The 25,539-nt window shown below is 68.4% G+C and carries 25 protein-coding genes; 19 read left to right on the top strand and 6 right to left on the bottom strand.

The genetic code is table 11. The features are described from left to right. Positions 1-12 precede the first annotated feature (12 nt). The 5 genes from BM133_RS06830 to BM133_RS06850 are packed head-to-tail and all read right to left on the bottom strand — an operon-like array spanning position 13 to position 4,093. Entirely contained in the window at positions 13-486 is a 474-nt protein-coding gene (locus BM133_RS06830) for a hypothetical protein (protein WP_143100087.1), read from the bottom strand. A gap of 49 nt (positions 487-535) precedes the next feature. Further along, positions 536-1,399, bottom strand: coding sequence for a substrate-binding periplasmic protein (locus BM133_RS06835; protein WP_093432540.1), 864 nt, complete (start codon positions 1,397-1,399; stop codon positions 536-538). Beyond that, positions 1,392-2,219, bottom strand: a complete 828-nt coding sequence (locus BM133_RS06840; protein ID WP_093432542.1) for an ABC transporter permease — start codon at positions 2,217-2,219, stop codon at positions 1,392-1,394. The genes BM133_RS06835 and BM133_RS06840 overlap by 8 nt, the downstream gene beginning before the upstream one ends. Beyond that, positions 2,216-3,025 (bottom strand): ABC transporter ATP-binding protein, encoded by an 810-nt coding sequence (locus BM133_RS06845; protein WP_093432543.1) that lies wholly within the window; start codon positions 3,023-3,025, stop codon positions 2,216-2,218. Before BM133_RS06845 ends, BM133_RS06840 begins: the two co-directional genes overlap by 4 nt. Before the next feature lie 12 nt (positions 3,026-3,037). After that, the gene (locus tag BM133_RS06850) at positions 3,038-4,093 is read right to left on the bottom strand and encodes an ABC transporter substrate-binding protein (protein ID WP_093435108.1); all 1,056 of its coding nucleotides are present in this window, start codon (positions 4,091-4,093) and stop codon (positions 3,038-3,040) included. A 152-nt stretch (positions 4,094-4,245) separates the two neighbouring features. Here BM133_RS06850 and mgrA point away from each other — a divergent pair, with 152 nt between their 5' ends. The 10 genes from mgrA (at position 4,246) to BM133_RS06900 (ending at position 16,575) form a co-directional block, all read left to right on the top strand. Then, entirely contained in the window at positions 4,246-5,286 is a 1,041-nt protein-coding gene (gene mgrA, locus BM133_RS06855; RefSeq protein WP_093432545.1) for an L-glyceraldehyde 3-phosphate reductase, read from the top strand. Positions 5,287-5,450: 164 nt separating this feature from the next. After that, entirely contained in the window at positions 5,451-9,584 is a 4,134-nt protein-coding gene (locus tag BM133_RS06860) for a TOMM system kinase/cyclase fusion protein (protein WP_256219072.1), read from the top strand. Positions 9,585-9,601: 17 nt separating this feature from the next. Then, positions 9,602-10,390 (top strand): BMA_0021/BMA_0022 family TOMM bacteriocin, encoded by a 789-nt coding sequence (locus BM133_RS06865; protein ID WP_256219073.1) that lies wholly within the window; start codon positions 9,602-9,604, stop codon positions 10,388-10,390. A 13-nt stretch (positions 10,391-10,403) separates the two neighbouring features. Then, positions 10,404-11,237, top strand: coding sequence for a class I SAM-dependent methyltransferase (locus BM133_RS06870; protein WP_256219074.1), 834 nt, complete (start codon positions 10,404-10,406; stop codon positions 11,235-11,237). Next, the gene (locus tag BM133_RS06875) at positions 11,227-13,374 is read left to right on the top strand and encodes a TOMM precursor leader peptide-binding protein (protein WP_093432546.1); all 2,148 of its coding nucleotides are present in this window, start codon (positions 11,227-11,229) and stop codon (positions 13,372-13,374) included. Before BM133_RS06870 ends, BM133_RS06875 begins: the two co-directional genes overlap by 11 nt. Positions 13,375-13,399: 25 nt before the next feature. Next, the gene (locus BM133_RS06880; protein ID WP_093432548.1) at positions 13,400-14,338 is read left to right on the top strand and encodes an FHA domain-containing protein; all 939 of its coding nucleotides are present in this window, start codon (positions 13,400-13,402) and stop codon (positions 14,336-14,338) included. Between the two features lie 138 nt (positions 14,339-14,476). Continuing rightward, a complete protein-coding gene (locus tag BM133_RS06885) occupies positions 14,477-15,136 on the top strand; it encodes a hypothetical protein (protein WP_093432550.1) in 660 nt (219 codons plus the stop codon). 82 nt (positions 15,137-15,218) lie between these two features. Then, positions 15,219-15,797, top strand: a complete 579-nt coding sequence (locus tag BM133_RS06890) for a phage tail protein (protein ID WP_093432552.1) — start codon at positions 15,219-15,221, stop codon at positions 15,795-15,797. Between the two features lie 11 nt (positions 15,798-15,808). Continuing rightward, a complete protein-coding gene (locus BM133_RS06895; protein ID WP_143100088.1) occupies positions 15,809-16,231 on the top strand; it encodes a hypothetical protein in 423 nt (140 codons plus the stop codon). Positions 16,232-16,239: 8 nt separating this feature from the next. After that, positions 16,240-16,575, top strand: coding sequence for a hypothetical protein (locus BM133_RS06900; protein ID WP_093432555.1), 336 nt, complete (start codon positions 16,240-16,242; stop codon positions 16,573-16,575). Positions 16,576-16,601: 26 nt separating this feature from the next. Here BM133_RS06900 and BM133_RS06905 read toward each other — a convergent pair whose 3' ends face one another. Then, positions 16,602-16,808, bottom strand: coding sequence for a dodecin (locus BM133_RS06905; protein WP_093432557.1), 207 nt, complete (start codon positions 16,806-16,808; stop codon positions 16,602-16,604). Positions 16,809-16,957: 149 nt separating this feature from the next. On the opposite strand from BM133_RS06905, the gene BM133_RS34515 reads away from it, so the two are divergent. From BM133_RS34515 to BM133_RS06945, 9 genes are all read left to right on the top strand, one after another. Next, entirely contained in the window at positions 16,958-17,155 is a 198-nt protein-coding gene (locus BM133_RS34515; RefSeq protein WP_143100089.1) for a hypothetical protein, read from the top strand. 1 nt (position 17,156) lies between these two features. Beyond that, a complete protein-coding gene (locus BM133_RS06910; RefSeq protein WP_093432558.1) occupies positions 17,157-17,657 on the top strand; it encodes a P-loop nucleotide/nucleoside kinase family protein in 501 nt (166 codons plus the stop codon). A gap of 100 nt (positions 17,658-17,757) precedes the next feature. Continuing rightward, on the top strand, positions 17,758-18,762 hold the full coding sequence (locus BM133_RS06915; RefSeq protein ID WP_093435116.1) for an LLM class flavin-dependent oxidoreductase: 1,005 nt from the start codon (positions 17,758-17,760) through the stop codon (positions 18,760-18,762). Between the two features lie 47 nt (positions 18,763-18,809). Continuing rightward, on the top strand, positions 18,810-20,150 hold the full coding sequence (locus BM133_RS06920) for an LLM class flavin-dependent oxidoreductase (protein ID WP_371286308.1): 1,341 nt from the start codon (positions 18,810-18,812) through the stop codon (positions 20,148-20,150). Next, complete coding sequence (locus tag BM133_RS06925; protein WP_093432560.1) at positions 20,150-20,686, top strand: GNAT family N-acetyltransferase; 537 nt, start codon at positions 20,150-20,152, stop codon at positions 20,684-20,686. Before BM133_RS06920 ends, BM133_RS06925 begins: the two co-directional genes overlap by 1 nt. Continuing rightward, the gene (locus tag BM133_RS35690; RefSeq protein ID WP_093432561.1) at positions 20,683-22,521 is read left to right on the top strand and encodes an amino acid ABC transporter permease/ATP-binding protein; all 1,839 of its coding nucleotides are present in this window, start codon (positions 20,683-20,685) and stop codon (positions 22,519-22,521) included. Before BM133_RS06925 ends, BM133_RS35690 begins: the two co-directional genes overlap by 4 nt. A gap of 32 nt (positions 22,522-22,553) precedes the next feature. Continuing rightward, positions 22,554-23,486 (top strand): ABC transporter substrate-binding protein, encoded by a 933-nt coding sequence (locus tag BM133_RS06935; protein ID WP_093432563.1) that lies wholly within the window; start codon positions 22,554-22,556, stop codon positions 23,484-23,486. A gap of 12 nt (positions 23,487-23,498) precedes the next feature. Beyond that, the gene (locus tag BM133_RS06940; protein WP_093432564.1) at positions 23,499-24,425 is read left to right on the top strand and encodes an ABC transporter substrate-binding protein; all 927 of its coding nucleotides are present in this window, start codon (positions 23,499-23,501) and stop codon (positions 24,423-24,425) included. 2 nt (positions 24,426-24,427) lie between these two features. Then, the gene (locus BM133_RS06945) at positions 24,428-25,474 is read left to right on the top strand and encodes an LLM class flavin-dependent oxidoreductase (RefSeq protein ID WP_093432566.1); all 1,047 of its coding nucleotides are present in this window, start codon (positions 24,428-24,430) and stop codon (positions 25,472-25,474) included. The last annotated feature ends 65 nt before the right edge of the window (positions 25,475-25,539 follow it).

Consider the following 25,539-nt stretch of genomic DNA (forward strand, 5'->3'; position numbering starts at 1 on the left):
AGGGCTTTCGACTCAGCCCAGAAGCGTGGCGATGGCCCACGGCGTCGCGAAGCCAGCGACAAGGGCAGTCACCATGAACAGCAGGTCCTTGAGATAGACGAGCGTTTTCGTGATCGCCCCGCCCACCGAGACCAGCACGATCGACGAGACGACCAGGACCGAGAGCGCGATCAGGCCCGACGAGAGCAGGTAGTCGTACACGCCGCCGACCAGAAGGCCGACGAGCGCGATGCCCAGAAAGGCGATGGGGCGCGATATCGGCTGCTGCTCGGGCTTGGGCGCGCCCGCCGGCGCGGCCGCGGCAATCACCGATGCATGCCACATGACACCGCCGAACAGCGCGAGCAGCGTGACTGTGGCGACGGCGCCTGCACCGAACCCGGGGAAGATCTGCACCAGCGCCATGCCGGCCGCGAACCCGAACAGCGCGGCAAGCACGACGCGCCACAGCAGGATGGCGAAGAGGAGTCCGATGAGTTCATCCATGGCGGCCATTCTGCCGTCACGCGGAGCCTGAATATCGGCGGTCCTCAGCCTAGGAGTGGCAGACAAAGCCATCCTTGAGCAACGTGATCTCGAACTGCAGGTTACCCGCCCGTGCACCGCGCGCCTTGGCCAGCGTGCCGTCGGCGCGCCATTGGCGCAGTGCTGCCGCCAGGTAATCGCGTGACACGCTATCGCCCTGCGGCAGGCGGATGGCTGCATCCGAGGGCGGACGCAGGTCGCTCTCCAGCGGCTTGTAGAACCGCCATTCCTCGTTCTGCATGAGCCGCTCGAGCACCTCGCCGTCCTCGGCGAGCGCTGCGCATTCACCGGCCATGAAGGCCGACGCCGCATGCACGGACGAAGGGTAGCTGCGTGGCTCGGCGCCGTAGCGCTGCGACACCGCGCCCGCATAGCCCGAGCCTTCGCCGACACACACGGTGGCACCGCGAAGCGCGGACGCCTCTTGCACCTTGCCGCGCCGCAGCGCGACCACGAGGCCTTGGCCGATGTCGTAGCTGCCGGGTGCGGCGGCGATGCCTTGCGCGGATTGCATGGGCACGCCGGCGACCAGCAGGTCGATGCGGCCTTCGCGCAGCGCGGCTTCTTGCGCGACCGCATCGAGCCCGACCAGTTCCAGGGGCACACCGAGCGAATCCGCCACTTGCCTTGCCAGCGTGGCGTCGAAGCCGTCGGGTTCGGGCGGCGTCGGCGCCTCGGGCGGGGCAGGGCGCGGGTAGCGCCGCACGCCGACGATGAGCTTGCCGCGTTCGATGGCGCGGGCGAGCACCGGGCCTTTCGGCAGGCTCGACAGCGAGGGCTTCGCGAAGACCCATGCGCCGCCGATGCCCGCGAGCGCCACGGCCACGGCCGCGGCAAGCGCCGCGCCTGCCAGCGCCAGCTTGCGTTCAGTCATCGAGGCTCAGCCCCTTGCGCCAGCGCAGCAGCCGCCGCTCCAGCAAGGCGAGCACGTAGTTGAGCAGCAGCCCGAGCACGGCCAGGAGCAGGATGCCGGCGTACATCGTCGGAATCTGGAAGGTCTCCTGCGAATTGAGCGTGAGAAAGCCCAGGCCCGAATGCGCGCCGATCATCTCAGCCGCGACCAGTGCGGTGATGCTGTAGGCCCCCGCCAGCCGCACGCCGGTGAAGATCGACGGCAGCGACGCCGGCAGCACCACCTTGAAGAAGATGAAGCGCTGCGACGCGCCCATCGACAGCGCCGAGTTGACGAGCAGGCGATCCACCTGCTTCACGCCGCTCACCGTGCTCAGCAGCACCGGCCAGAACGAGGCCCAGAAGATGATCGCCACCTTCGAGAGCTCGCCGATGCCCAGGAACAGGATGAACACCGGGAACAGCGCGAAGGCCGAGGTCTGGCGAAACAGCTGCAGCACCGGATCGACGATGGCTGCCAGCCGCTTCGAACTCCCGATCGAGAGGCCCAGCACCACGCCAAGGAAGCTCGCGAGCAGCAGGCCCCACAGCGAGCGCTGCAGGCTTGCGGCCAGGTGCTTCCAGAGCTGGCCGGTGTCCACGAGTTGCGCGATGCTCGCGATCACGGCGGAGGGCGGGCTGAGGTAGGCGTCGCTCACGATGCCCAGGCGCGGAAGCGCCTCCCACAGCGCCAGGAAGATCACGATGCCGATGCCGCGCTCGGCCACGCGGGCGAAGCCGCGCGCGAGCTTGATGAAGCGATGGGGCGTGCGCGCTGCGGGCGCGTCGAGTACGGCGCTCATGACACCACACCTTCCAGCGAGCGCGGCCGCAGCCCGGCCTGCACTTCGTCCTTCAGCACTTCCCAAGCGCGCTGGCGCAGGGCTGCGAATTCGGCCGTGTGGCGAATCTCCGCCGAGCGCGGGCGCGCGAGCGGGATGTCGATGATGGCCTTGATGCGACCGGGCCGCTGCGTCATCACCGCCACCCGGTCCGACAGATACACCGCCTCTTCGAGGCTGTGCGTGATGAAGACGATGGTCTTGCGGTACTGCTCCCAGATGCGCAGCAGCTCGCCCTGCAGGATCTCGCGCGTCTGCGCATCGAGCGCGGCGAAGGGCTCGTCCATCAGCAGCACGTCGGGCTTGTAGGCGAGCGAGCGGGCAATGGCCACGCGCTGCTTCATGCCGCCCGATATCTCGTGCGGGTAACGGTCGGCAAAGCCGTGCAGGCCGACCAGTTCGAGGTATTCGTGCGCGGTGCGGCGGCGCTCTGTCTTGCCGATGCCACGAATCTCCAGCCCGACCGCGATGTTGTCCAGCACCGAGAGCCACGGAAAAAGCGCGTAGCCCTGGAACACGACGCCCTGGTTGCGGTTGATGCCCGCGAGCGGCTGGCCGTTGATGGCGATGCGCCCGCCGGTGCGTTCGGTGAGCCCGGCCAGGATGCCGAGGAACGTCGACTTGCCGCAGCCCGAGGGCCCGAGCACCGAGAGGAATTCGCCCTCGCGCACATCGAGGTCGAAGCCTTCGAGCACCCGGACGCGCTCGCTCGCGCCGCGCGCGGCGTAGTCCATCCGCACGTCGCGGGCCGAGATCTTGAGGCTCATGGCGCGCGCGGATCAGGACTTCGCGGCCTGTTGCGCGAAGGGGTTGAATTCGTTGGTGTAGATGTCCTTCACCGCCACCTTGCCCGCGGCGAGCTTGCCCTCGGACTGCAGGATGTCGATGTAGTACTGGATCGGCGGCTCGGTCACCACCAGGTCGTCGACGTAGGCGTAGCGGTCGACGTTCTTCAGGTCCATGTTGATGCGCTTGGCCACCAGCTTGCGCGCCTCTTCGGTGTTGGCGTTGACCCAGTTGCCGGCCTTGGCGAGCGCCGCGACCACGTCGCGCACCGCCTCGGGGTGCTGGCGGATGAACTGGCCGTGCGCGCTGTACGGCGCCATGCCGCCCAGGCCCCCATCGAGGTCGAAATCGCTCCACAGGCGCACCAGCGACCCGGCGTTGTCGGCGCGGCCCGAGAAGGGCGCGTGGATGATCGCCAGGTCGGTGTTGCCCGTCACCAGCGTCTGCTCGGCCTGCTCGTCGGGAATGACGACGAAGTTGATCTTCGTCACGTCCACGTCGTGCTGGCGCAGGTACTTCTTGGTCACGAACTCGGCGCAGGCGCCGAAGCTGTTGAAGCCGATGGTCTTGCCTTCGAGGTCCTTGGGGTTGCGGATGCCCGAGTCCTTGCGGACGAAGTACTTCATGTGCGGCGCTTCCTGCAGCGTCTTGCCGCCCGCGGCCACCACCTTGAGGTCCGCACCCGACGCAATGGCCGAGATCACCAGCGGCACCATGCGGCTGCCGAAATCGATCTCGCCCGTGCCCACGAGCGGAATGATCTGCGGCGCGGCGATCTTGCCGACGTACTCGGGGCGGGTGTTGGTGCCCTCGAAGTAGCCGAGCTCGTCGGCCAGGTAGATGAGGTCGAACGAGGGGTTGTTGGGGTACTTGAAGGCCACCTTGTCGCCGGTCTTCTTCACCACGGCCGGGCCGCTGGCGGCGGCGGCCTTGCTGCCGTCTTCGCGGGAGCAGCCCGCGAGCGCCAGGCCGCCGATGGCGCCCAGCGATGCGAGGGTCTTGAGCGCCACGCGGCGCGAAGGAATGGAAGAGGGCGACTCGTTGGGCATGACGGCGCGCTCCGGCACGGGAGCGGTGGGGCTGGTTGGGAAGCGACGATCCTAGAAAGCCCTGCCCGCGTCACCAACGAAGAAAACCGCGCATGCATATGCGCAAACACGCGGGCATCATGTCGCTCCCTTCCCACTCTCTTCCGCATTCCATGACCTACCTTGCCGCCCCCGGGCGCTACGACGCCATTCCCTACCGCCGCGTCGGGCGCAGCGGGCTCGTGCTGCCCGCCATCTCGCTCGGCCTGTGGCACAACTTCGGCGACAGCACGCCCATCGACGTGCAGCGCAAGCTGCTGCGCACCGCCTTCGACCTGGGCATCAACCACTTCGACCTGGCCAACAACTACGGCCCGCCCTACGGCAGCGCCGAGACCAATTTCGGGCGCCTGCTGCGCGAGGACTTCAAGGCCTATCGCGACGAACTCATCATCTCCAGCAAGGCCGGCTGGGACATGTGGCCCGGCCCGTACGGACAGGGCGGCGGCTCCCGCAAATACGTGCTCGCAAGTCTCGACCAGAGCCTGAAGCGCCTGGGCGTGGACTACGTCGACATCTTCTATTCGCACCGCTTCGATCCGCACACGCCGCTGGAAGAAACCGCCTCCGCGCTGGCCCAGGCCGTGCAGCAAGGCAAGGCGCTGTACATCGGCATCTCGTCGTACTCCGCCGGCAAGACGCGCGAGATCGCGGCGCTGCTGCGCGAGTGGAAGGTGCCGCTGCTCATTCACCAGCCGGCCTACAACCTGTTCAACCGCTGGATCGAGAAGGACCTGCTCGATGCCACCGGCGAACTCGGCGCGGGCGTGATCGCCTTCACGCCGCTCGCGCAGGGGTTGCTCACCGACAAGTACCTCCAGGGAATTCCGGCCGATGCGCGCATCAATCGGCCCGGCGGCGGCTCGCTCAAGCAAGAGCACCTGTCCGATGACAACGTGGAACGCGCACGCGCGCTCAACGAGATCGCCAGGCGCCGCGGCCAGAGCCTCGCGCAGCTTGCGCTGACGTGGACGCTGCGCGATCCGCGCGTGAGCTCCGCGCTCATCGGCGCGAGCCGGCCCGAGCAGATCGTGGACAACGTCGCAGCGCTGCGCCACCCGCCGCTGAGCACCGAAGAGCTCGCGGAGATCGACAAGTACGCGGTGGAAGGCGGCGTGAATCTCTGGGAAAAACCGTCGACCGACTTCGCCTGAACGCGGTGGCCGCGCGCACGAATTCTTTCAGCGTAATAGCAGTCGCACACGTAATAGAAAGACCGCCAGAGCCCTTGCGCGGCGGCTTCTTTTAAAGATTTTTCGACCGGAAAAATCCCCTCGTCAGCTACAGTAACAAATCGTGTTTCAAACGATGGTGTTGCGTGGCAATCCTTGTTGCGGCGACCGTCGGATGGCGTTTGCCGATCAACAAGAAGATGGGGGCTGAAATGCAGGACGCCGTCATTGGCCTCGGTGACGCAACCGAAGGGGTCGCACAGCACATTCCCGGCTACGACTTGCTGGACGTGCTGGGCGCGGGCGGCTACGGCACGGTCTATCGCGCGATGCAGCGCCACACGGGCACCGTCGTCGCCGTGAAGGTCGTGAAGGTGCAGGACGGCCAGCAGCGCGTCGCGCGCTTTCACCGCGAGACCAGGCTCTGCGCCGCGCTGCATCACCCGCACATCGTGCAGTTGCTGGACAAGGGCGAGCAGGGCGACTGCGTGTACGGCGTCTTCGAATACGTGCCCGGGGAAACGCTGCGCAGCCTGGTGCGGCGCAGAGGCTCGCTGACCGCGACGGAAACCGGGCACCTCATGGCCGAGGTGCTCGATGCGCTGGACTGCGCGCACCGCGCCGGCATCGTGCACCGCGACTTGAAGCCCGACAACGTGATGGTCACCTTCACCGGCGCGATGCCGCATGCGAAGGTGCTGGACTTCGGCATCAGCACCGTGATCCCGCTGCACAAGGGCCTTCAGTTTCCAACGCTCACGATGGCCGAGGAGTGCCTGGGCACGCCGTCGTACACGGCGCCCGAGCAACTGCGCGGCGAGCCACCCAGCGTGCGCTCGGACCTCTATGCCTGGGGATTGATGTTTCTCGAATGCCTGACGGGCGCACCCGCCGTGCGCGGCGAATCGACCGCCGAGATCTTTCACCAGCAACTCAGTCCGCTGGAGGTGCCGCTTCCGGCGGAAATCGCCGCGCATCCCGTGGCGGCGCTCCTGCGGCATGCGCTCAAGAAGAAGGCCGACGAGCGTTGCGGCTCGGCGGCCACGCTGCTGGCCGAACTCGGGCGGCTGCGGCTGGACAACCTCGTGGGCGCGCTGCGGTCCGCGCAGCAACAACAACAGCTGCACAACGATCCGCTCACGCGCACCGCGGCTTCGCCCCGGGCCTTCTCCGAGAAACGGCAACTGACGGTGCTGTGCTGCAGCGTCGCGGTCTGGCCCGATGCCGGGGAGGGCGAAGACAGCGAAAACGGCGAGGACGGTGAAGGCGCCGTGCCCCCGTCGGACATCGAGAAACTGGAACTGCTGCAGCGCGAGGAACTCGGCCGCTTCTCCGACGTGGCCACGCGGCGCGGCGGCCTGCTGGCGGGCACGCTGGGCGACCGGATGATCGTGCTCTTCGGCTATCCGCATGCGAGCGACACCGACGCGCGGCAGGCGAGCATGACCGCGCTGGAGCTCACGGCCCTCGGGCACAGCCGGGCCGAGGCCATCCGCCAGGCGCACGGCGCGCACCTGGGCATCCGCATGGGCATGCACACCGGCATGGCCGTGGTGGCCGCGGGCGAGATTCCCTCGGGCCATGCCGTGAGCGTCGCGATGCGCCTGGAAGGCGTGGCCGACATGGGGACGCTGCTGGCCAGCGAGAGCAGCTACCGCCTGCTGTCGCGCCACGCGCATTTCGATGCGGCCGGCAGCGTGAGCCTGCCGGGGCAATCGGCCGGCATCCAGACCTACCGGCTCAACCCGCAGAGGCCGTCCTTCTCGCCGCCCATCGCCGTTGCGGGCGCATTGGGCCACCGGTGCATCGGGCGCGACCCGGAACTCGAGCTGCTGCGCACCCAGTGGGCCGAGGCCTGCCAAGGCCAGGGGCGGGCGGTGTGGATTCGCGGCGAGCCGGGCATCGGCAAGTCCTGCCTCGTCGACGTGCTGCGCGAGCACGTGGCACAGGAGGGCCGAAGGTCCGTGGGCGCGCAGTGCCAGCCCGAACACCAGAACAACGCGCTGACGCCGTTTCTCTCGCTGCTGCGCCAGCAGCTCGATGCAGTACCAAGTGCGTCGCCAGACAGCCGCCGCGATCGCCTGCAAGAGGCGTTGCAGGCCGCCGGCTGCGATGCCCAGGCCGTGGTCCCCATCTTCTGCGCGTGGCTGTCGCTGCCGCTGGGTGCGCACGAAGCGAGCCAGATGTCGCCCGCGATGCAGAAGGCGCTGCTGCTGCAATCGACCGCGCAATGGCTGCTGCATATGGCCGCGACGTCGCCGCTGCTGCTGGTGGTCGAAGACGTGCATTGGGCCGATCCGACGAGCGTCGAGTTTCTCGAAAGCCTGGTCGCGCAACTCGTGGACCAGCGCGTGCTGCTCGTGCTGACCGCGCGGCCCGAATGGACCAAGCCGCCGGGCCTCGCGGCCGAGTGCATCGAGGTGCGAAGGCTCGATGATGCACAGGCCACCCAGCTGGCCCGCCAGGTGCTCGCGCCGAGGACGGTCGATGCCGCGGTGGTCCGCAACATCGTCGCGCGCACCGACGGCGTGCCGCTCTTCGTGGAAGAGATGGCGCGCATGCTGCTGGACACCTACCTGGTGGAGGTCGACGGCACCTGGGTCTTCAAGGACGCGGTGCAGCCGGCGGCCATTCCCGTCACGCTGCGCGATTCGCTGGTCAGCCGCTTCGACCGGCTCGGCGCGGCCAAGAGCCTGCTCCAGCTGGCCGCCACCGTCGGGCGGCAGTTCGATGCGGAACTGCTGTCCGCCTGCTCGGGCAGGAGCCGCGAGTCGGTGGACTGGGAGTTGCGGGCCCTGCGCGAGGCCGGGCTCGTCATGCCGGCCGAGGCCTCCGCCGCGGAGAGCGGCGCCTTCACCTTCCGGCATGCGCTGATCCGCGACACCGCCTACGAATGCATGCTGGTCGCGCAGCGCCGCCAGCAGCACGAGCGGGTGGCGCAGACGTTGATGCGCCGCTACCCGCAGCGCGTGGCCAGCGAACCCGGCAGCGTCGCGCAGCACTGGGCGGAGGCGGGCGATCACGCGCAGGCGGTCGCGCATGCGGTGCGGCAGTTGCGCCTCACGCAGCATCGCTCGCTCAACGACGAAACCATCGCCTATGCGCAGCACATCGACGGCTGGGTCGCGCGGCTGGAGGGCAATGCGCAGCGCGAGGCCCGGCTCGACGTGAACAGCTACGTCACGCAGGCGATGATGAACAAGCACGGCTGGGCCCATGCGCAGGTGGTGGACCGCATCGCGCTGTCGCAGGAACTGCTGAACGACACCGTGGCGCGCGAGAAGCAGGTGCAGCACCTGTGGACCATGATCACCTTCCACCACGTCGCGAGCAACCGCGACGAGGTGCGGCGGCTGAGCCACCGGCTGCTGGGCCACGCGCGGCAGCAGGAGGACAAGGGCGTGTACGTCGCCGCGCAGACCTACCTGGGCCTGGCGCATTATTCCGATGGCCGCTTCGCCGTGGCCGAGGTGTCGCTCTCGGACGCCATCGATTGCTACAGCCCCGAGGCGCATGCGCACCATGCGGCCGAATTCGGTTTCGACACGCGCGTGTGGGCGACCACGGGGCGCTCGCTGGTGCGCTGGTTCTCCGGCCACGACGAGGCCGCGCGCGCCGATGCCGCGCAGGCCGTGCAGTGGGCCCGCGAGATGTCGCACATTCCCTCGCTGAGCATGGCGCTGCTCTACCAGAGCCTGGGCCACCAGGCGCGCGGCGACCGGGCGGCGGCGCTCGCGAGCACGACCGAACTGCTGGACATCACCGCGCGCTACGGCCTCCCGGCGTTCCAGGGCTATGCGGACATCATCCGCTGCTGGTCGACCGGCGACCTGGCGGACATCGCCCGGGCCGACGGCACCGTGCAGGCGCTGTGGAACATGGGGTGCCGCTACTGCCAGACCTACTACCGCGCCTTCGCAGCCGAGACCCTTGCGAGCCACCAGCGATGGGCCGAGGCGATCGCGCGGATCGACGACTGCCTGCAGCTGGTGGCGCAGCTCAACGAGGGGCTCTACAGCGCCGAGCTGCACCTGAAGAAGGCCCGCTACCTGCTGGGCGCGGGCGGCGACCGCGCCACCGCGATCCAGTGCCTCTCGCGCGCGGCCGCGCTGGCGCGCGAGGGCGGCAAGCACCGCACCGAGTCCGATGCGCTGGCCACGCTGCAGGCCCTGGAGGCCTCGGCGCGGGCGCGCCACGACGTCACCGAACGCCTGAAAGATCTGGCCGCGATGCGGCCGGAGTTGTCCCCGCGCAAGCGACCGCCTGCGCACTTTTCTTGAACAAGGAAGAAGTCATCATGACCCAACGCCAAAGTGCCGAGCCGTTGCTCGAATTCCGCCTCGCCTACCTTCGGGCCGTCGCGCGATCGTGGCAGGACGATGCGTACCGCCGCGAACTGCTCGACCAGGAAGACATCCAGCCCCTGCTGCACCGCGACTTCGGCCTGCCCACGCTGTGGCCGCAACTGGACATCAGCCTGCACGTGGACAGCAATCCCGCGATGTGGGCCGAGTGGAAGCCGATGCTCACGGCCGGCTGGATCGGCCCCGACGATGCCTTCGTCATCGTGCTGCCGGAGGCGCCGTCGGCGCTCGCGCCCGAAGCGCTTGCTGCCTACTACCAGGTGTTCCCGAATTTCATGGGCTCGGCGGCCGCGTTCGATCCGCCGCCCACGCCGCCCGGACCGGTGCAGGGTGCACTGCCCACCGGCCTGGGCATTCCGGGCGGCGGCGCGGATTCGCTGCTGGCCTTCGGTGGCGTGGTGCTGCGCGCCATTGCGCTCGCCTGGAAGTCGCCGGAGTTCCTGGCCGACCTCACGCGCGCGCCGGGCACCGACAAGGCCCCGGTGCTGAGCCAATGGCTGGGCTACAACAATCCGTTCAACTTCGAGATCCGCATCGCCACCAACCCGCAGCTCACCTGGGATGCCAAGCGCGGCGAGTGGAACTTGAAGGGGAGCGACGGGTCGCTGATCAAGAACGCCATCAAGCTCAACTACCCGCAGCCACCGGTGGAGGAGGGCATGCGCGCGATCGCGCTCACCGCGTACAACAACACGGGCAGTGCCTATCCGTTCACCTGCTGAACGACCGGCCGGGGTGGCGCCACCGCCTGTGCTGCAAGGCGCCACGGCGACGCTGCTGCTGACGCTGGCCGCACGGGCCAGCGCGAGCGGCGTCATCGACGATGCCGCGGCGCCGGTGTTCTCTGACCCCGAGGCGGAGCGCATCGCCGCGGCGATGGCGCTGGATCTCGCGGGTTACACGGCAGATGCGGCGTTCGTGCGGGGCGTGGTCTTGCGGGCCGCATTGATCGACCGCTTCGCGGCAGCGTTCTTCGCTGCGCATCCGCGCGGTATCGGCGTCACGCTGGGGGCGGGGCTGTGCACGCGCCGCAGCCGGCTGGGCGCACGCGGCGGCGTCGGCTGGCTCAACGTCGACCTGCCGGACGCCATCCGGCTGCGCGAGGCGCATGCGGCGCCCGGCGAAGGCGAGCGCAACCTCGCGTGCTCGGTGCTGGACCCCGCATGGCTGGACGCCGTGGCGCTGCACGGCGAGCGGCCCGTGCTGCTGGTGCTGGAGGGCGTGTGCCCCTATCTGCCGCAGGCGCCGCTGGAGGCCATGCTGCGCTGCATGGCCGAATGGTTCGACCGGCGTTCGGCGGCGTGCGTGCTGGTGATGGACTACGTCCACCCGATCCTGGCGCGCATGCCGGTGCAGGTGGGCGGCATGCACCTGCCGGTGGTGTCGGGGTTCGAAGACTCGGCACGCGTCGCCGCCATTCATCCGTCGATCCGCGTGCTCTCCGAAGACCACCTGTATGCGCAGTTCTCCGACCAGCACCGGCTCTTCGAGACCGCCTTCCAGGCAACCACCGGCCAATGGCCCTACACCGTCGCCCGCTTCGCGCTGGGATCGCCGCATGACGCGTAGCCCAACGCCGACGGACCTCTTCACCGACGTCTTCCAGTGGCATGAAAGGTACCTGCCGCCGCTGGTGCAGCCGGACGCCCTGCTGCTGCTGGGCGAGACGGAACTGCTCGCGCTCGGCTCGCCGGGTGTGCTGGCCGTCGAGCGCGTGCTGCGCGAGGGGGTGAGCCTGGCTTCGCATTGCCGGACCGAGGGGCCGCCCGCGCTGCTGGCGGAGATGCTGCATGCACTGGAGGCGCTGGTGCGGCAGGGCCTCGCGAGGCCGGTGCGGGCCGATGGCGCGGCACGGTACGTGGTTCCGGATTTCTCGTCGCCGGGCACGCGTGTGCGTTTGAAGGAACATGCTGACGTCGTAGTGCTGTCGAAGGCGATGGACGAAGAAGCGGCCTTGCGCTGGAGCCATGAGGTGGCAGCCGGTGGTGCGCTGACGATCGTGTTCTGCGACGACTACCTCGATCCGAGGCTCGGCCAGATCGACGCGCAGCAGCGGGCAGACAAAAGGCCCTGGCTGCTGGTCAAACCGGGCGGAGAGCAAGCCATGGCCGGACCGTTGTTCACGCCGCACGAAGCAACGGCTTGCTGGCATTGCCTGGCGCACCGGCTGCTCCGGAACCAGCCCGCTCGGGCCTGGTGGCAAACCCGGCACGGCGGCCAAGCCATCGGCCTGCCGGTGCGGGCCGACAGCGAACTCGTCGAAGCGCGATTGAAGGACTCGCTTGCGTTGGCGCAGGACATCGTCGCACGGCGCGGCCAGCAACTGTGGACGCTCGATCCTGCGCAGCCGCATGCGGTCGTGGCGCGGCCCCAGTGTCCGCACTGCGCAGACGCCGGGCTCATGGCACGCCTTCAGCGCCAGCCAGTCACGCTCGCGCCTTGTCTTTCCGGCGCGCGGCCCGACGGCGGCTGGCGCACGATGCCGGCGTCGGCGACGCTCGAGCGCCTCGCCCCGCACGTCGATCCGCTGTGCGGCGTCATCGCGCGGGTCGTGCCGCTGGGCGCCGAAGTGGAAGACGCGTTGACGGTCTACCGCAGCGAGATCTTCAGGACGCCGGCCGCGCACGGCACGCCTTCTGCGAACGCGCTGGTGCAGGTGTGCCTCGGCAAGGGCATGTCCATCGACCAGTCGCGCGCGAGCGCGATGTGCGAGGCGATCGAACGGTATGCCGCCTTCCATCAAGGCGACGAAGCCTCCGTCGTCGCGGCGGCATCGGCGCTGGACGCGCGTTGCATTCCGGCGCACGAACTCGCGCGCTTCAGCGACCGGCAGCGCGAGGAGGGGCACAGGCCACCGCACGCGGTCGCCCCGCAGGCAGCTTCGGCGAACGACACCGCCTGGTGGGCACCGGCCTGGTCGCTGACATCGAACGAACGTTGTTACCTCCCGCTGTCCTTCTGCTACGCCAACGCACCCGCAGAGAGCCAACGCCACGCGGTATGGACATCGAACGGCTGCGCCGCCGGCAACACGCGCGAAGAAGCCATCCTTCAAGGCTTCCTCGAACTCGTGGAGCGCGATGCCGCGGCCATCTGGTGGTATGGGCGAATCCAACGGCCCGGCATCGACCTCGGCATGCTGTCCGCCGACAGCCTCGCGCGGATCGCACGCGGCCTCGGGCCGTCGTGGCGCTATTGGGCGCTCGACATCACCCACGATTTCGGCATCCCGGTGGTGGCCGCCATCGGTCGCCACCGAACAACTGGCGACTGGGCCATCGGCTTCGGCTGCAGTCCGGATCGCGTGCTGGCCTGCGAACGCGCGCTCACGGAAATGAGCCAGTTGATCGCGGCCGAAAAGAAGTTCGTTGTTTCGCATCCGGGCGATGCGAACGGCGTGCCCCGGTTTCTCTTGCCGGGCGACGCTGCGCCGATGCGTCCCACCGCAGAGACCGCGCATGCGGACATCGCGCAGGAGATCGCCCGGTGCGTCGGCATCGCCTCGGCCCTCGGCATGGAGACCGTGGTGCTCGACCACACGCGGCCCGACATCCCGCTGTGCACCGTGAAGGTGGTCGTGCCGGGCCTGTGCCACATCTGGCCCGAACTCGGCAACCCGCGCCTGTACCGGGTGCCGGTCGCCATGGGATGGCGCGATACCCCTTTGCAGGAGAGCGAGCTGAATCCCCAGGCGCTCTACGTCTGACGCAGGGACGAAGGAAAAAGCAACGATGGCCCTCTTCAGGAACAAGCTCGACCAACGCGGCACCGTGTTGCGTCCCTTGCATGCGTTCGGCCGTCGCCCTTCGGCCTGCCAGACGGTGCTGCAGGCGCCAGACGTGTCGCAGATCCACGCGCTCGTCCGCTGGAACCGGCAGGCCTGGGAGATCGTCGACCAGAGCCGCAACGGCACCACGCTGAACGGCGAGCGCCTGCCGAATGGCCGCTGGACCGTGCTGCCGCCAGGGGCCGAAGTGCGCCTCGGCCTGGGCGAGGAATCGGTGTGGATCGCCGAGGATCTCGCGCCGCCGGTCACCTGTCTTTTTTCGGCCGAAGGGCATGGCATTCCGCTGCCATTGAGCCTGCGCGAGAACCTGCTGCCGGATGCGAACCAGCCCGAGGCGAACGTCTGTTTCCACGAAGGTCAATGGGTGCTGGAGCACATCCACGGTGTCGATCGCCTGAGCGATGGCGCGATGGTCCGCACCTCGGGCAGCACCTGGGAGTTCGTGCTGTGCGACGACCTGGAATCGACCGCGGTGAACACGATCGCGACGGCATCGGCGCAGCCCGTGGACGTTGCGCTGCACTTCAACGTGAGCCAGAACGAGGAGCACACGAGCCTGAGCCTGGTGACGGGCGGCAAGTCGGTCTCGCTTGGCGAGCGCATCCACCACTACACCCTCGTGACCCTTGCGCGCGTGCGCTCGCAGGACGCGCAACGCGGCCTCGCGCCGCAGAGCCAGGGCTGGATCGCGCTGGACGAGCTCTCGCGCATGCTCGGCGTGGAGCCCTCGTACGTGAACATCCAGATCTTTCGCGCGAAGCACCAGATCCTCAATGCGCTGCCCGCGCAGCCAACCGATGCGCAACTGGTCGAGCGGCGGCGCGGCGACGTGCGGTTCGGCAGCTTCCCGTTCCTCATCCAGGGCGGTGCCGCGCAGGGCTGAACGGCTGTGAATTCCGCAGACTGCGGTTGATGTAATTGCCTGTAATTCCGTTGAGGGCGACGGCTCCCTAGAGTCGGTTCCAGTTCGCAGCCATGGCGGCGCGAACTGTTCAACCAACCACTTCTTCTGGAGAGCGTCATGGGCAAGAAATATTCCGTCACCGTCAACAACCGCGCAAGCCATTCGGCCTTTTTCATGGTGTTCCAAAACGACCCCACGAGCTGGTCGCCGAACGCCCTGTCGCTCGCCTGGTTCGCCAAGTACTCCAACCCGAGCAAGACCGCGCGCGTCAAGTTCGAGTGGACCGTGGACACCGGCTTCTCGTGGGCCGAAACGGGCGAGCTCAAGCCCGGCATCCAGTTCGCCGCGACCGAGACCTACGACCCTAGCAGCGGGCTGAACAAGATCACGCTGGACTACAACGGCGCCTACCAGTTCGTCGACCCGACCTCGGGTGCGGACAAGGACCGCTTCTACCTGGCCGAGACCAAGAACATCCCGCTCAAGTCGCAGGCCGCCGTCGGCGTGACCATGTCGGGCAGCACCGTGTACGCGGTGCAGGCGCGACCCAACCAGAACCTGACCTTCTCGCCGCACCCCGAGTACTTCATCGCCTACGGTGACTACATGGAAGGCGACGTGATCGACGTCAGCACGGTCAACAACCCGCTGCGCCTGGAGTACCCCACCGGCGTCTACGCGCTGACCACGACGCTCAACGTCAACGGCAGCTGGGACGACCCGGTCACGCTGGCCCAGTCCAACCAGAAGCTCCTGCAGCTGCTCGAAGCAGCCTGAGGCCCAGCCTGTCACACCCACCGGCCCGAAGCGCAGCGGCGTTGCCGCCGTTCGCCCAGGGCCGGGCTGAAAGGACCTCGACATGTTCGATGCATGCCTCATCGGCAGCGTCTGCGGCTTTGCCGGACAGGTGAACCCCGTTTCGGGCGACGCCAACAACATCTGGAAAAACACCGCATGCACGAGCCAGAACTCGGTAACCGCGCCCCGGCGCGACGACATCCCGATCAGCTACCTCGAGCAGCAGGGCTGGATGCTGTGCGACGGGCGCAAGCTCAAGGTGAGCGCCTATCCGGAGCTGTTCGCCGCGCTGGGCAACCTGTACGGCGGGGGCAGCGAAGACTTCTGCATTCCCGACTACCGGGGCCTGTTCCTGCGCGGCAACGACGCGGGCTCGGGCATGGACCCGGATGCGGCAGCGCGCATCGGCCCCACGGGCAGCGGCACCGCCAACGGCGTGGGCTCCTACCAGTGCGACGCCATGCAGACGCACACCCACACCTACAAGGCCGTCACGCTGGCCGCGGTGTCGCAAAGCGGCAATGCGGCAGGGCAGTCCTCGGGCGACCTGGAGACCACGGTGCCCAACAAGCCCGCGCGCCTCACCTCGGAGACGCGGCCGAAGAACCTGTCGATCAACTACATCATCAAATTTCGCTGAGGACGACGATCATGAAAAGAACGAACCCACTTGCCTTGCTGTGCGCCGCCGCGCTGGCCTTCCTGGCCGGCTGCCAGGGCCTGGCGCCGGCGCCGGAGGCCGCCCTCGTCGATGCGCAGTGCGTCGTCACGCCGGCCGGCTACCAGCACATCTTCGCGCGCCATTGCACCGCGTCGTCGGGCGCGAGCCAGCTGCTGCCGCAGTACTGCACCGACGCGGCCGCGGCGCAGAACTTCTGCCGCATGGTGCAGGGCGCAGTGAACAAGACCCGCGTGGTCCAGCCCGACAACCGCATCCGCTACGACGCCAACCTCGGCCAGGTGGTCGGGACGGCCGGCGAGAAATGCGGCCGCCTCATCATCGAGGGCGCGGCCAACGGCACGGTGGTCACCGAGTTTCCCGAACTCGCCGGCGCGCCCGGCAATTGCCAGTAGCACCGGGCATGCGTCGAATCATCCAGGTGCCCGAAGGCGTCGGGCCCGACATGCCGGGCCTGCACACCCTCTCGATGGACGAGACCGTCTGGGAGGACGGCTATTCGCTGGTCATCGACGAGCTGGACAACGGCACGCTGCAGACGTTCTGGAAGCACTACTACGGCGCCTCCGCCGAAATGGTGATCGCAGGGCGCGAGGTGGCTGTGTTTCGCAAGGAGATCATGGCGGTCGCACCGGCCTTGTCGGGCAAGCCGGCGGTGTTCGAGTTCCTGCTGGCGCTCTCGCGGATGTGCGCGCGGACGCACCGCGAGAACCACAGCCTGCACGTGATCGCCGACTAGGGCCGGCGCGCGAAGCCGGCGGCGGGCTACTCCAGCGTGAAGCCGATCTTCACCGTCACCTGCCAGTGCGCGATTTTGCCGTCCACCACGTGGCCGCGCGTCTCGGTGACGGTGAACCACTGGATGTTGCGCACCGTCTCGTGGGCCTTGGCGATGGCGGTCTGCACCGCGTCCTCGATGCCGACGGGCGACGAGCCGGTCAGCTCGAGGGACTTGTAGACGTGGTTGGACATGTCTGTGCTCCTGTGATGGGTGTGCGGACATCGTAGTCACGGCGTCGCGTGGCCGGTGAAATTTTCTGCATCATGTAACTCGCAATCCTTCTTTGAAAAAGACCGGCGCTTGCGCAGAATCGCCCCCAGTGTTCACCCGGAAGTCGTCCATGCCACAGCGCAGTCCCTCTGTTTCCCCGGCGGCCCAGGCCCGTCACGTTCTCGCGCTGACCACGGCGGCGTGGCGCATCGCGCCGTCCTCGCCGCACGAGGTGGCGCGGCGCGCGCCGCATGGCCATGTGCCCCTTCGCGCCCTGCGGCGCTTCCATGCGGCAACGGCCCTGGCCTTGCTGCCGCACTCATGGTGAGATGCTGATCGTTTTCTCCGGCTTGCCCGGCACGGGCAAGACCACGGTCGCGCGCGAACTCGCGGCGCGGCTTTCGGCCGTCTACCTGCGCATCGATGCCATCGAGCAGGCGCTGGTGTCGGCGAAGGTCTTGATCGGGGAGGTCGGGCCCGCGGGCTACGACATCGCCCATGCGCTGGCACGCTCCAACCTCGCGCTCGGCCTCGCGGTGGTGGCCGACTGCGTCAACCCGTTGCCGGTCACGCGCCAGGCGTGGCGGGCGGTCGCAGCGAGCACTTCGTCACGCGTGCTGGAGGTGGAGATCGTCTGTTCGGATGCGGCGGAGCACCGCCGGCGCGTGGAGTCGCGCGCGCCCGACATTCCGGGCCACGTGCTGCCCGACTGGGCTTCGGTGCTGCGGCACGACTACGCGCCGTGGACCACGCAGCGCCTGGTCATCGACACGGCCACCGTCGGCGCGGCCGATGCGGTGCAGCGGATCGCGGCAGCGGTCCGCCCCTGAACACTCTGCAGATATCGATAGAGGAAATCAGCGCAAGCGGTGCGCGCGATGCCCAAGAGAATTCGCAGCAATTCTTTCAAAGGCGTCATTGCTGCACACCGTGTCCTATTCGCTGTCCCTGCTCGACAAGAGCCTGATCCCCGAGGGCGCCGACGCTGCCCAGGCATTCCAGCACACGATCGCGCTGGCCCAGAGCGCCGAGCGCCTGGGCTACCGCCGCTACTGGCTCGCGGAGCATCACGGCAACCGCGGCTATGCCGGCTCGGCGCCCGAGGTGCTGGCCTCGCACGTGCTCGCCAAGACCTCGCGCATCCGCGTGGGCACCGGCGGCGTCATGCTTCAGCACTACAGCCCGTTCAAGGTCGCGGAGACCTTCCGGGTGCTCGCGTCGCTCGCGCCGGGCCGCGTGGACCTGGGGGTCGGCAAGGCGCCCGGTGGCCTGCCGCTGACCAGCAAGGCGTTGCAGTGGCTGCACGATCCGCTGAAGCAGAAGGAGGACTTCGCGGTGCGCCTCGCCGAGCTCGATGCGTTCCTGCACGACGGTGTCGCCGCGGACCATGCACTGGCCGGCGCGGTCGCCACGCCGAACCCTCCGCAGCTGCCGCAGCGCGTGCTGCTGGGCGGCACGCCCGAGAGCGCGACGCTCGCGGCGCGTCTCGGCTGGGAGTTCGTCTATGCAGGCCACTTCAACGGCGACCCGGTGAACATCGGGCAATCCATCGAGGCCTACCGCTCGGCCACCGGCCGCGCCCCTTTGCTCGCGCTCTTCGCCTTCGCGGCCGAGACGCACGAGAAGGCGGCCGAGCTCGTCGGTGCGCTGCGCAGCTTCAAGGTGCACCTGCCGGGCGGGCAGAGCGTGAACCTCGGGAGCCTGGAAGCCGCCGCCGAGTTCGCGCGACAGGCCGGCGTGACCGACTACCGCACCGAGGAGCGCCGTCCGCACGTGATCGCGGGCACCGCCGACGAAGTGCGCGGCGAGCTCGATGCGCTGAGCGGGCGCTACGGCATCGAGGAGTTCGTCATCGACATCCCCGTGGCCGGTTTTGCCGAACGCGCCACCGCCGTCGAATTGCTGGCTCGGGCACGCGAACCCGCGCTGGCCTGAGCGCTTTCACCTCGGTTTCCTTTCCACCTCCAGAAGAACACATCGCGATGAGCAACCTCAAGTTCGGCGTCATGCTGCAAGGGGCCGGCAGCCACATGAATTCATGGAAGCACCCGGGCGGTCCGGCCGATGCCAGCGTCAACCTCGACTTCTTCGTGCGCACCGCGAAGAAGGCCGAAGACAACGGCATCGCCTTCGCCTTCGTGGCGGACGGGCTCTACATCAACGAGAAATCGATCCCGCACTTCCTCAACCGCTTCGAACCGATCTCGATCCTGTCGGCGCTCGCGACCGTCACCTCGAAGATCGGCCTGGCGGGCACGGTCTCCAGCTCGTACAGCGATCCGTTCACGGTGGCGCGCCAGTTCGCCTCGCTCGACCTGATCAGCGGCGGACGCGCGGGCTGGAACGTGGTGACCACGCCGCTGGAAGGCAGCGCGAAGAACTACAGCCGCAACCATCCCGAGCACGCGCTGCGCTACGAGATCGCCGATGAGTACCTTGCCGTCACGCAGGGCCTGTGGGACAGCTGGGACGAAGACGCCTTCACGCGCAACCGCGAGACGGGCCAGTTCTTCGACCGCGAGAAGCTGCACGCGCTGGACCACAAGGGGCGCTTCTTCCAGGTGGCGGGGCCGCTGAACATCCAGCGTTCGCCCCAAGGGCAGCCGGTGATCTTCCAGGCCGGCTCGTCGGATGCAGGCGTGGGCCTCGCGGGCAAGTACGCGGATGCGGTGTTCACCCATTCGCCTTCGATCGAGGAAACGCGCGCCTTCCTGAAACAGGTGAAGGCCAGTGCGGTGGCGCAAGGCCGGCAGGCCGACGACGTGAAGATCTTTCCCGGCATCGGCCCCGTTGTCGCCGCCACTGAAGAGGAGGCCGAGGCCAAGTACCGAGCCATTCGCGAACTGCTGACCATCGAGGAAGCGCTGGCCTACCTGGGACGCTTCTTCGACCATCACGACTTCAGCCAGTACCCGCTGGACGAGGCCTTTCCCGAACTGGGCGACATCGGCCGCAACAGCTTCCGCTCGACCACCGACCGCATCAAGGCCAAGGCGAAGGCCGGCGGCCAGACCTTGCGCGAGGTGGCGCTCGAAGTCGCCACGCCGCGCACGCAGTTCGTGGGCACCGGCGAGCGCATTGCCGACGAGATCATCCGCTGGGTGGACGAGGGCGCGGCGGACGGCTTCATCCTGGGTTTCCCGGTGCTGGGGCAGGGGCTGGACGACTTCATCGAGTTCGTCGTGCCCGTGCTGGTGGCGCGCGGCCGCTACCAGCGCGAGCTGCCCGGGCAGACGCTGCGCGACCACCTCGGCCTGCCGCGCAAGGCGAGCCGCCATGCGGTGGCAGACAGCGCCATCGACGCCACGCGAAAGGCCGCGTGATGAGCGAACAGTTCGTCTACACCACGCCGCTCGACCCGCGCGCCCAACCGCTGCTGGAAGGCCTGAGCTTCGAGTACGACAGCCGCTACGGCGACGTGCTGCGCGAGCCCGGCGCGCCGCGAGAGATCGACCGCTATCCGCCCGAGGTGTTCGCACCGCCGCACGGCAACTTCGTGCTGCTGCTGCGAGACGGCATCGCCATCGGTGGCGGTGCCTTCATGCGGCATGACGAACGCACCGCCGAGCTCAAGCGCGTATGGACGCGCACCGACCTGCGCCGGCAGGGCCTGGCGAGCAAGGTGCTGCTGGAGCTGGAGGCGCAGGTGCGGCGCCAGGGCTACGAGCGCATCTACCTCACGACCGGATTTCGCCAGCCCGAGGCCGTGGGCCTGTACCGCGGCCATGGCTACACCGCGCTCTTCGAAGAAGCGGCGGACCCCGAGGTTCCGCGCAAGCTGCCGTTCGAAAAGCACCTGGTGGTGCCGCGCCATCACGGCCAGAGCGCCACGGCGTCGAGCGAGGCGGTGCAGCGATGAACACGACCACGCTCCTGGACGTCGGCCCCGAGCCGAGAAACCCGGTACCGACCCGCCCCGTGGCCCGGCCCGAGCCTTCGGCGCCGCAGCAGGCCGCGCCGGCCAAGGGCGACTACTCGCACTTGCGCGTGGTGCCTGCGAAGTACCCGGCGCGCACGGTGGGCACCGTGTTCGCGGTGCTGCTCATCGGCATCGCGCTGCATTCGGTGCTGACCAATCCGCGCTGGGGCTGGGGCGTTTTCGCCGGGTGGTTCTTCGCCGAGCCGGTGCTCGCCGGGCTCGGCCGCACGCTGCTGCTGACGGCATTGGGCGCGGTGTCCGGCTTCGTGCTGGGCACCGGGCTCGCGCTCGCACGCGTCTCGCGCTCGCCGCTGCTGGCGCGGCTGTCGTGGGTGTTCACCTGGCTCTTCCGCTCGGTGCCGATCATCGTGCTGCTGTTGATCATCAACAACCTGGGCTATCTCTACGAGACGGTGGCGCTGGGCATTCCGGGCACCGACATCACCTTCTTCTCGTACCCGACCACGCAACTGATCAGCCCGTTCATCGCCGCGCTGCTGGGCCTTACGCTGAACCAGGCGGCCTTCGCCTCGGAGATCGTGCGCGGCGGCATTCTTTCGGTGGAGCAGGGGCAGCTCGAGGCGGCGGCGGCGCTGGGCCTTTCGCGCAGGCGCCAGGCCTTTCGCATCGTGCTGCCGCAGGCGATGCGGACCATCCTGCCGACGGCGTTCAACGACATCATCGGCCTGGCCAAGGGCACGTCGAACCTCTACATCCTCGCGCTGCCCGAGCTGTTCTACACGATCCAGATCATCTACCGGCGCAACCTGGAAGTGATTCCGCTCCTGATGGTGGCCACGGTCTGGTACCTGGTGATCCTCACGGTGCTGTCGGTCGCGCAGCACTACATCGAGCGGCATTTCTCGCGCGGCGCGCTGCGCAATCCGCCGCGCTCGCGGCTGGCTGGCGTGGCGCGCGGGCTCTGGCGGTCGAGGGCGCCGGTGGCGGCCGAAGCGGTGGTGGCCGCGCCGCCCGCACCGGTGCTGGTGCCGCGCTGGACCGACCCGCTCACGCTGGGCGGCGAGGTCACGATCCACGGTGTCTCCAAGAGCTTCGGCGCGCTCAAGGTGCTCGACGAGGTGACGCTCACTGTGCCGCGGGGCAGCGTGACGGTGATCCTCGGGCAGTCCGGCTCGGGCAAGTCGACGCTGCTGCGCGCCATCAACCACCTGGAGCGCGTGGACGACGGCTTCATCGCCATCGACGGCGAACTCATCGGCTACCGGCGCGACGAGGACACGCTGTACGAACTGCACGAGAAAGAGATCCTCAAGCGCCGTGTCGATGTCGGCATGGTGTTCCAGAACTTCAACCTGTTCCCGCACCTGACGGTGCTGGAGAACATCGTCGAGGCGCCGATGTCGGTGCACGGCCTCGCGCGTGCGGAGGCCGAGGCGCTGGCATCGGAGCTGCTCGTTCGCGTGGGCCTGGGCGACAAGACGCATGCCTATCCGCGCCAGCTCTCGGGCGGGCAGCAGCAGCGCGTGGCCATCGCCCGCGCGCTCGCGCTCAAGCCCAAGGTGCTGCTGTTCGACGAGCCCACCTCCGCGCTGGACCCCGAGCTGGTGGGCGAGGTGCTGGCGGTCATCAAGGAGCTCGCGCGCTCGGGCACCACGCTGGTCATCGTGACGCACGAGATCGGCTTTGCCCGCGAGGTGGCCGACACCATCGTCTTCATGGAGCAGGGCCGCATCCTGGAAACCGGCACGCCCGACAAGGTGTTCAACGCGCCTTCGCATCCGCGCACGGCCGAGTTCCTGGCCAAGGTTCTCTGATTCTTTTTTTCCCCCGACTGAAGTCCTTCCCAATGATCCATCGCAAGAACATCCTCTCCGCGCTCCTGGGCGCCGCCATGCTGCTGCCGCTGCTTCCCTTGGCGGCCTCGGCGCAGCCCGCCACCGACCTGAGCCCCGAGCAGGCCGGCCGGCCGCGCGCGCAGAAGCTGGACGAGGCCGTCAAGCTCGCCAAGGATTTCAGGTTCCAGAAGGAGGGCGTTCTCGTCGTCGGCACCACCACCGGCCGCCTGCCGTTCGCCGCCTACGCGACCGACACCAAGACGCCCGTGGGCAACGCGCCCGACATCGCGCAGCTGGTGGCCGACAGCCTCGGGCGCAAGCTCGAGCTCGTGTCCACCGCCTGGGCCGACTGGCCGCTGGGCCTGCAGTCGGGCAAGTTCGACGTGGTGGTGTCCAACGTGACGGTGACCGAGGAGCGCAAGGAGAAGTTCGATTTCTCCACCTATCGCAACGACCAGCTGGGCATCTACGTGAAGTCCGACAGCAAGCTGGGCGCGATCAAGGAGCCGAAGGACATCGCGGGCCTCAGGCTCATCGTCGCAGCCAGCACGAACCAGGAGCAGATCCTCCTGCGCTGGAACAAGCAGAACGTGGCCGCGGGCTTGAAGCCCGTGGAGATCCAGTACTACGACGACGATGTGGTGCAGCGCCTGGCCCTGCAGTCGGGCCGCGCCGATGCGTATGTCGGCCCCAACGCCATCGCGGCCTACGAGGCGCGCGACGGCAAGACGCGGCTCGCGGGCCTGGTCTCCGGCGGCTGGCCGCTGAATGCGGAGATCGCCGTGACCTCGCGCAAGGGCTCGGGCATCGCCGAGGCCATCACGGTGGCGCTGAACGCGCAGATCAAGAACGGCAACTACGCCAAGGCGCTCTCGCGCTGGAGCCTGGGCTCCGAGGCGATCGAGGTGGCGCGCACCAACCCGCCCGGCCTGCCGAAGAACTGAGGGCGCGCCACCATGTCTTTCAGCAGCAAAGCCGGCGCACTGGTCGCCTTCGGTTTCATCGCGATGACGGCGGCACACGCTGCCGACAAATTCGACTTCAGCCCCGAGCAGAAGGGGCGCCTGCACACGGGCAAGGACGCGGAGGCGGTCAACGCCATTCCGCCCAGCTTCAAGTTCGTGAAGGAGGGCGTGCTGACCATCGCGATCGCGCCGTTCGCGCCGCCCATCTCCACCTACGCCACCGATGCGAAGACGGTCGTGGGCTTCGACCCCGACTTCGCGCTCCTCATTGCCGAATCGCTGGGCCTGAAGCTCGAACTGCAGCCGGTCGCCTGGCCCGACTGGCCGCTGGGTCTGGCCTCGGGCAAGTACGACGCGGTGATCTCCAACGTGGGCGTGACCGAGCAGCGCAAGGAGAAGTTCGATTTCTCCACCTACCGGCTCGGCCTGCACGGCTTCTATGTGCGCACGGACAGCACCATCAAGTCCATCAAGGCGCCGAAGGACGTGGCGGGCCTGAAGCTCACGACCGGCGCCGGCACGAACCAGGAACGCATCCTGCTCGAATGGGACCGGCAGAACGTGGCCGCGGGGCTCAAGCCGATCGCGATCCAGTACTACGACGACGATGTGACGCGCTGGCTGGCGGTGACCACGAAACGCGTCGATGCCAACTTCAATCCCAACGCGCCGCAGGCCTACGAGGCGGCGAAGAACGGGCAGCTGCGGCTGGTCGGCACGGTGAACGCGGGCTGGCCGTTGAAGTCGGACGTGGCGATTGCCACGCGCAAGGGCAGCGGCCTGGCCACGGCGCTGAGCGTCGCGGCCAACAACCTGATCCGCAACGGCACCTACGGCAAGGCACTCGCGCGCTGGAGCCTCACGGAAGAGGCGCTGCCCAGGTCCGAGATCAATCCACCCGGTCTGCCCAAGTTCTGAAGATGGCCATCCATCACATCGGCTTTCTCACGCCCGGCAACTACGCCGAGACGAATCCGCTGGCCGGCCTCGAGGCGACGCTCGCGCTCTTCGAATTCGGCGAGCGGCGCGGCTTCGACAGCGCCTGGGTGCGGCAGCGGCACCTGGAGCGCGGCGTGTCGTCGGCCACGACCATCCTGGCGGCCGCGACGCAGCGCACGCGCCGCATCGAACTGGGCGCCGCGGTGATCCAGATGGGCTACGAGAACCCATTTCGCCTGGCCGAAGACCTGGCCACCGTCGACGTGCTCTCGCGCGGCCGGCTGCAGGTGGGCCTGAGCGCGGGCGTGCCGCCGCATGGCGCGCTCCTGGGCAGCCGCTTCTACGACGCGGCGCCGAACACCATCGACTTCACGCACAAGCGCGTGGCGCGCCTGAGGGCCAACCTGGAGGACGTGCTGCTCGGCGACGAGGACACCTTCGTCGAATCGGCCGGCGGGCGCGTGCGTCCGCGCGTGCAGCCCTATGCGCCCGGGCTGGTCGACCGGCTCTGGTATGGCGGCGGATCGCTGCGCTCGGCCGAATGGGCGGGGCGCAACGGCTTCAACCTGCTGCTGGGCAACGTGCTTTCGGGCGAGCACACGGATGACTTCCTGCAGGCGCAATCGGCGCTCATCGAGCGCTACCGCGCGAGCGAAGCCGCACCGCGCGCGGGACGTGTGGCGCTGGGCCGCGTGATCGTGCCGCTGGATGGCGCCGATGCGGCCACGCGAAGGCGCTACCGCGAGTTCGCCGCGGGCCGCATCGAGCGCACGCTCACGCCGCAGGGCGAGCGGCGAACGCTCTTCGCGACAGACCTGGTGGGCACGTCCGACGAAATCCTGGAGCAACTTCGCAAGGACCCGGTGCTGCCGCAGGTGAGCGAGCTGCGCGTGGAACTGCCCTACAACTTCGCGGGCGAGGCGTACGAGCAGATCCTGGACGACATCGCGCGCCGCATTGCGCCGGAGCTCGGATGGCGGTCGCCGGTTGCGACGGCGGCGCTCGAAGAAACACTGGAGGCCGGATAAGAAAATCTGGAAGGCCGGACTGGATGAGTTCGAGGTGAGTCGGAGTCGGGTTGTCTTCCTGCCAG

Origin of the sequence: Variovorax sp. 770b2 (assembly GCF_900115685.1) — a bacterium.
In the GTDB taxonomy this organism is placed as follows: domain Bacteria; phylum Pseudomonadota; class Gammaproteobacteria; order Burkholderiales; family Burkholderiaceae_C; genus Variovorax.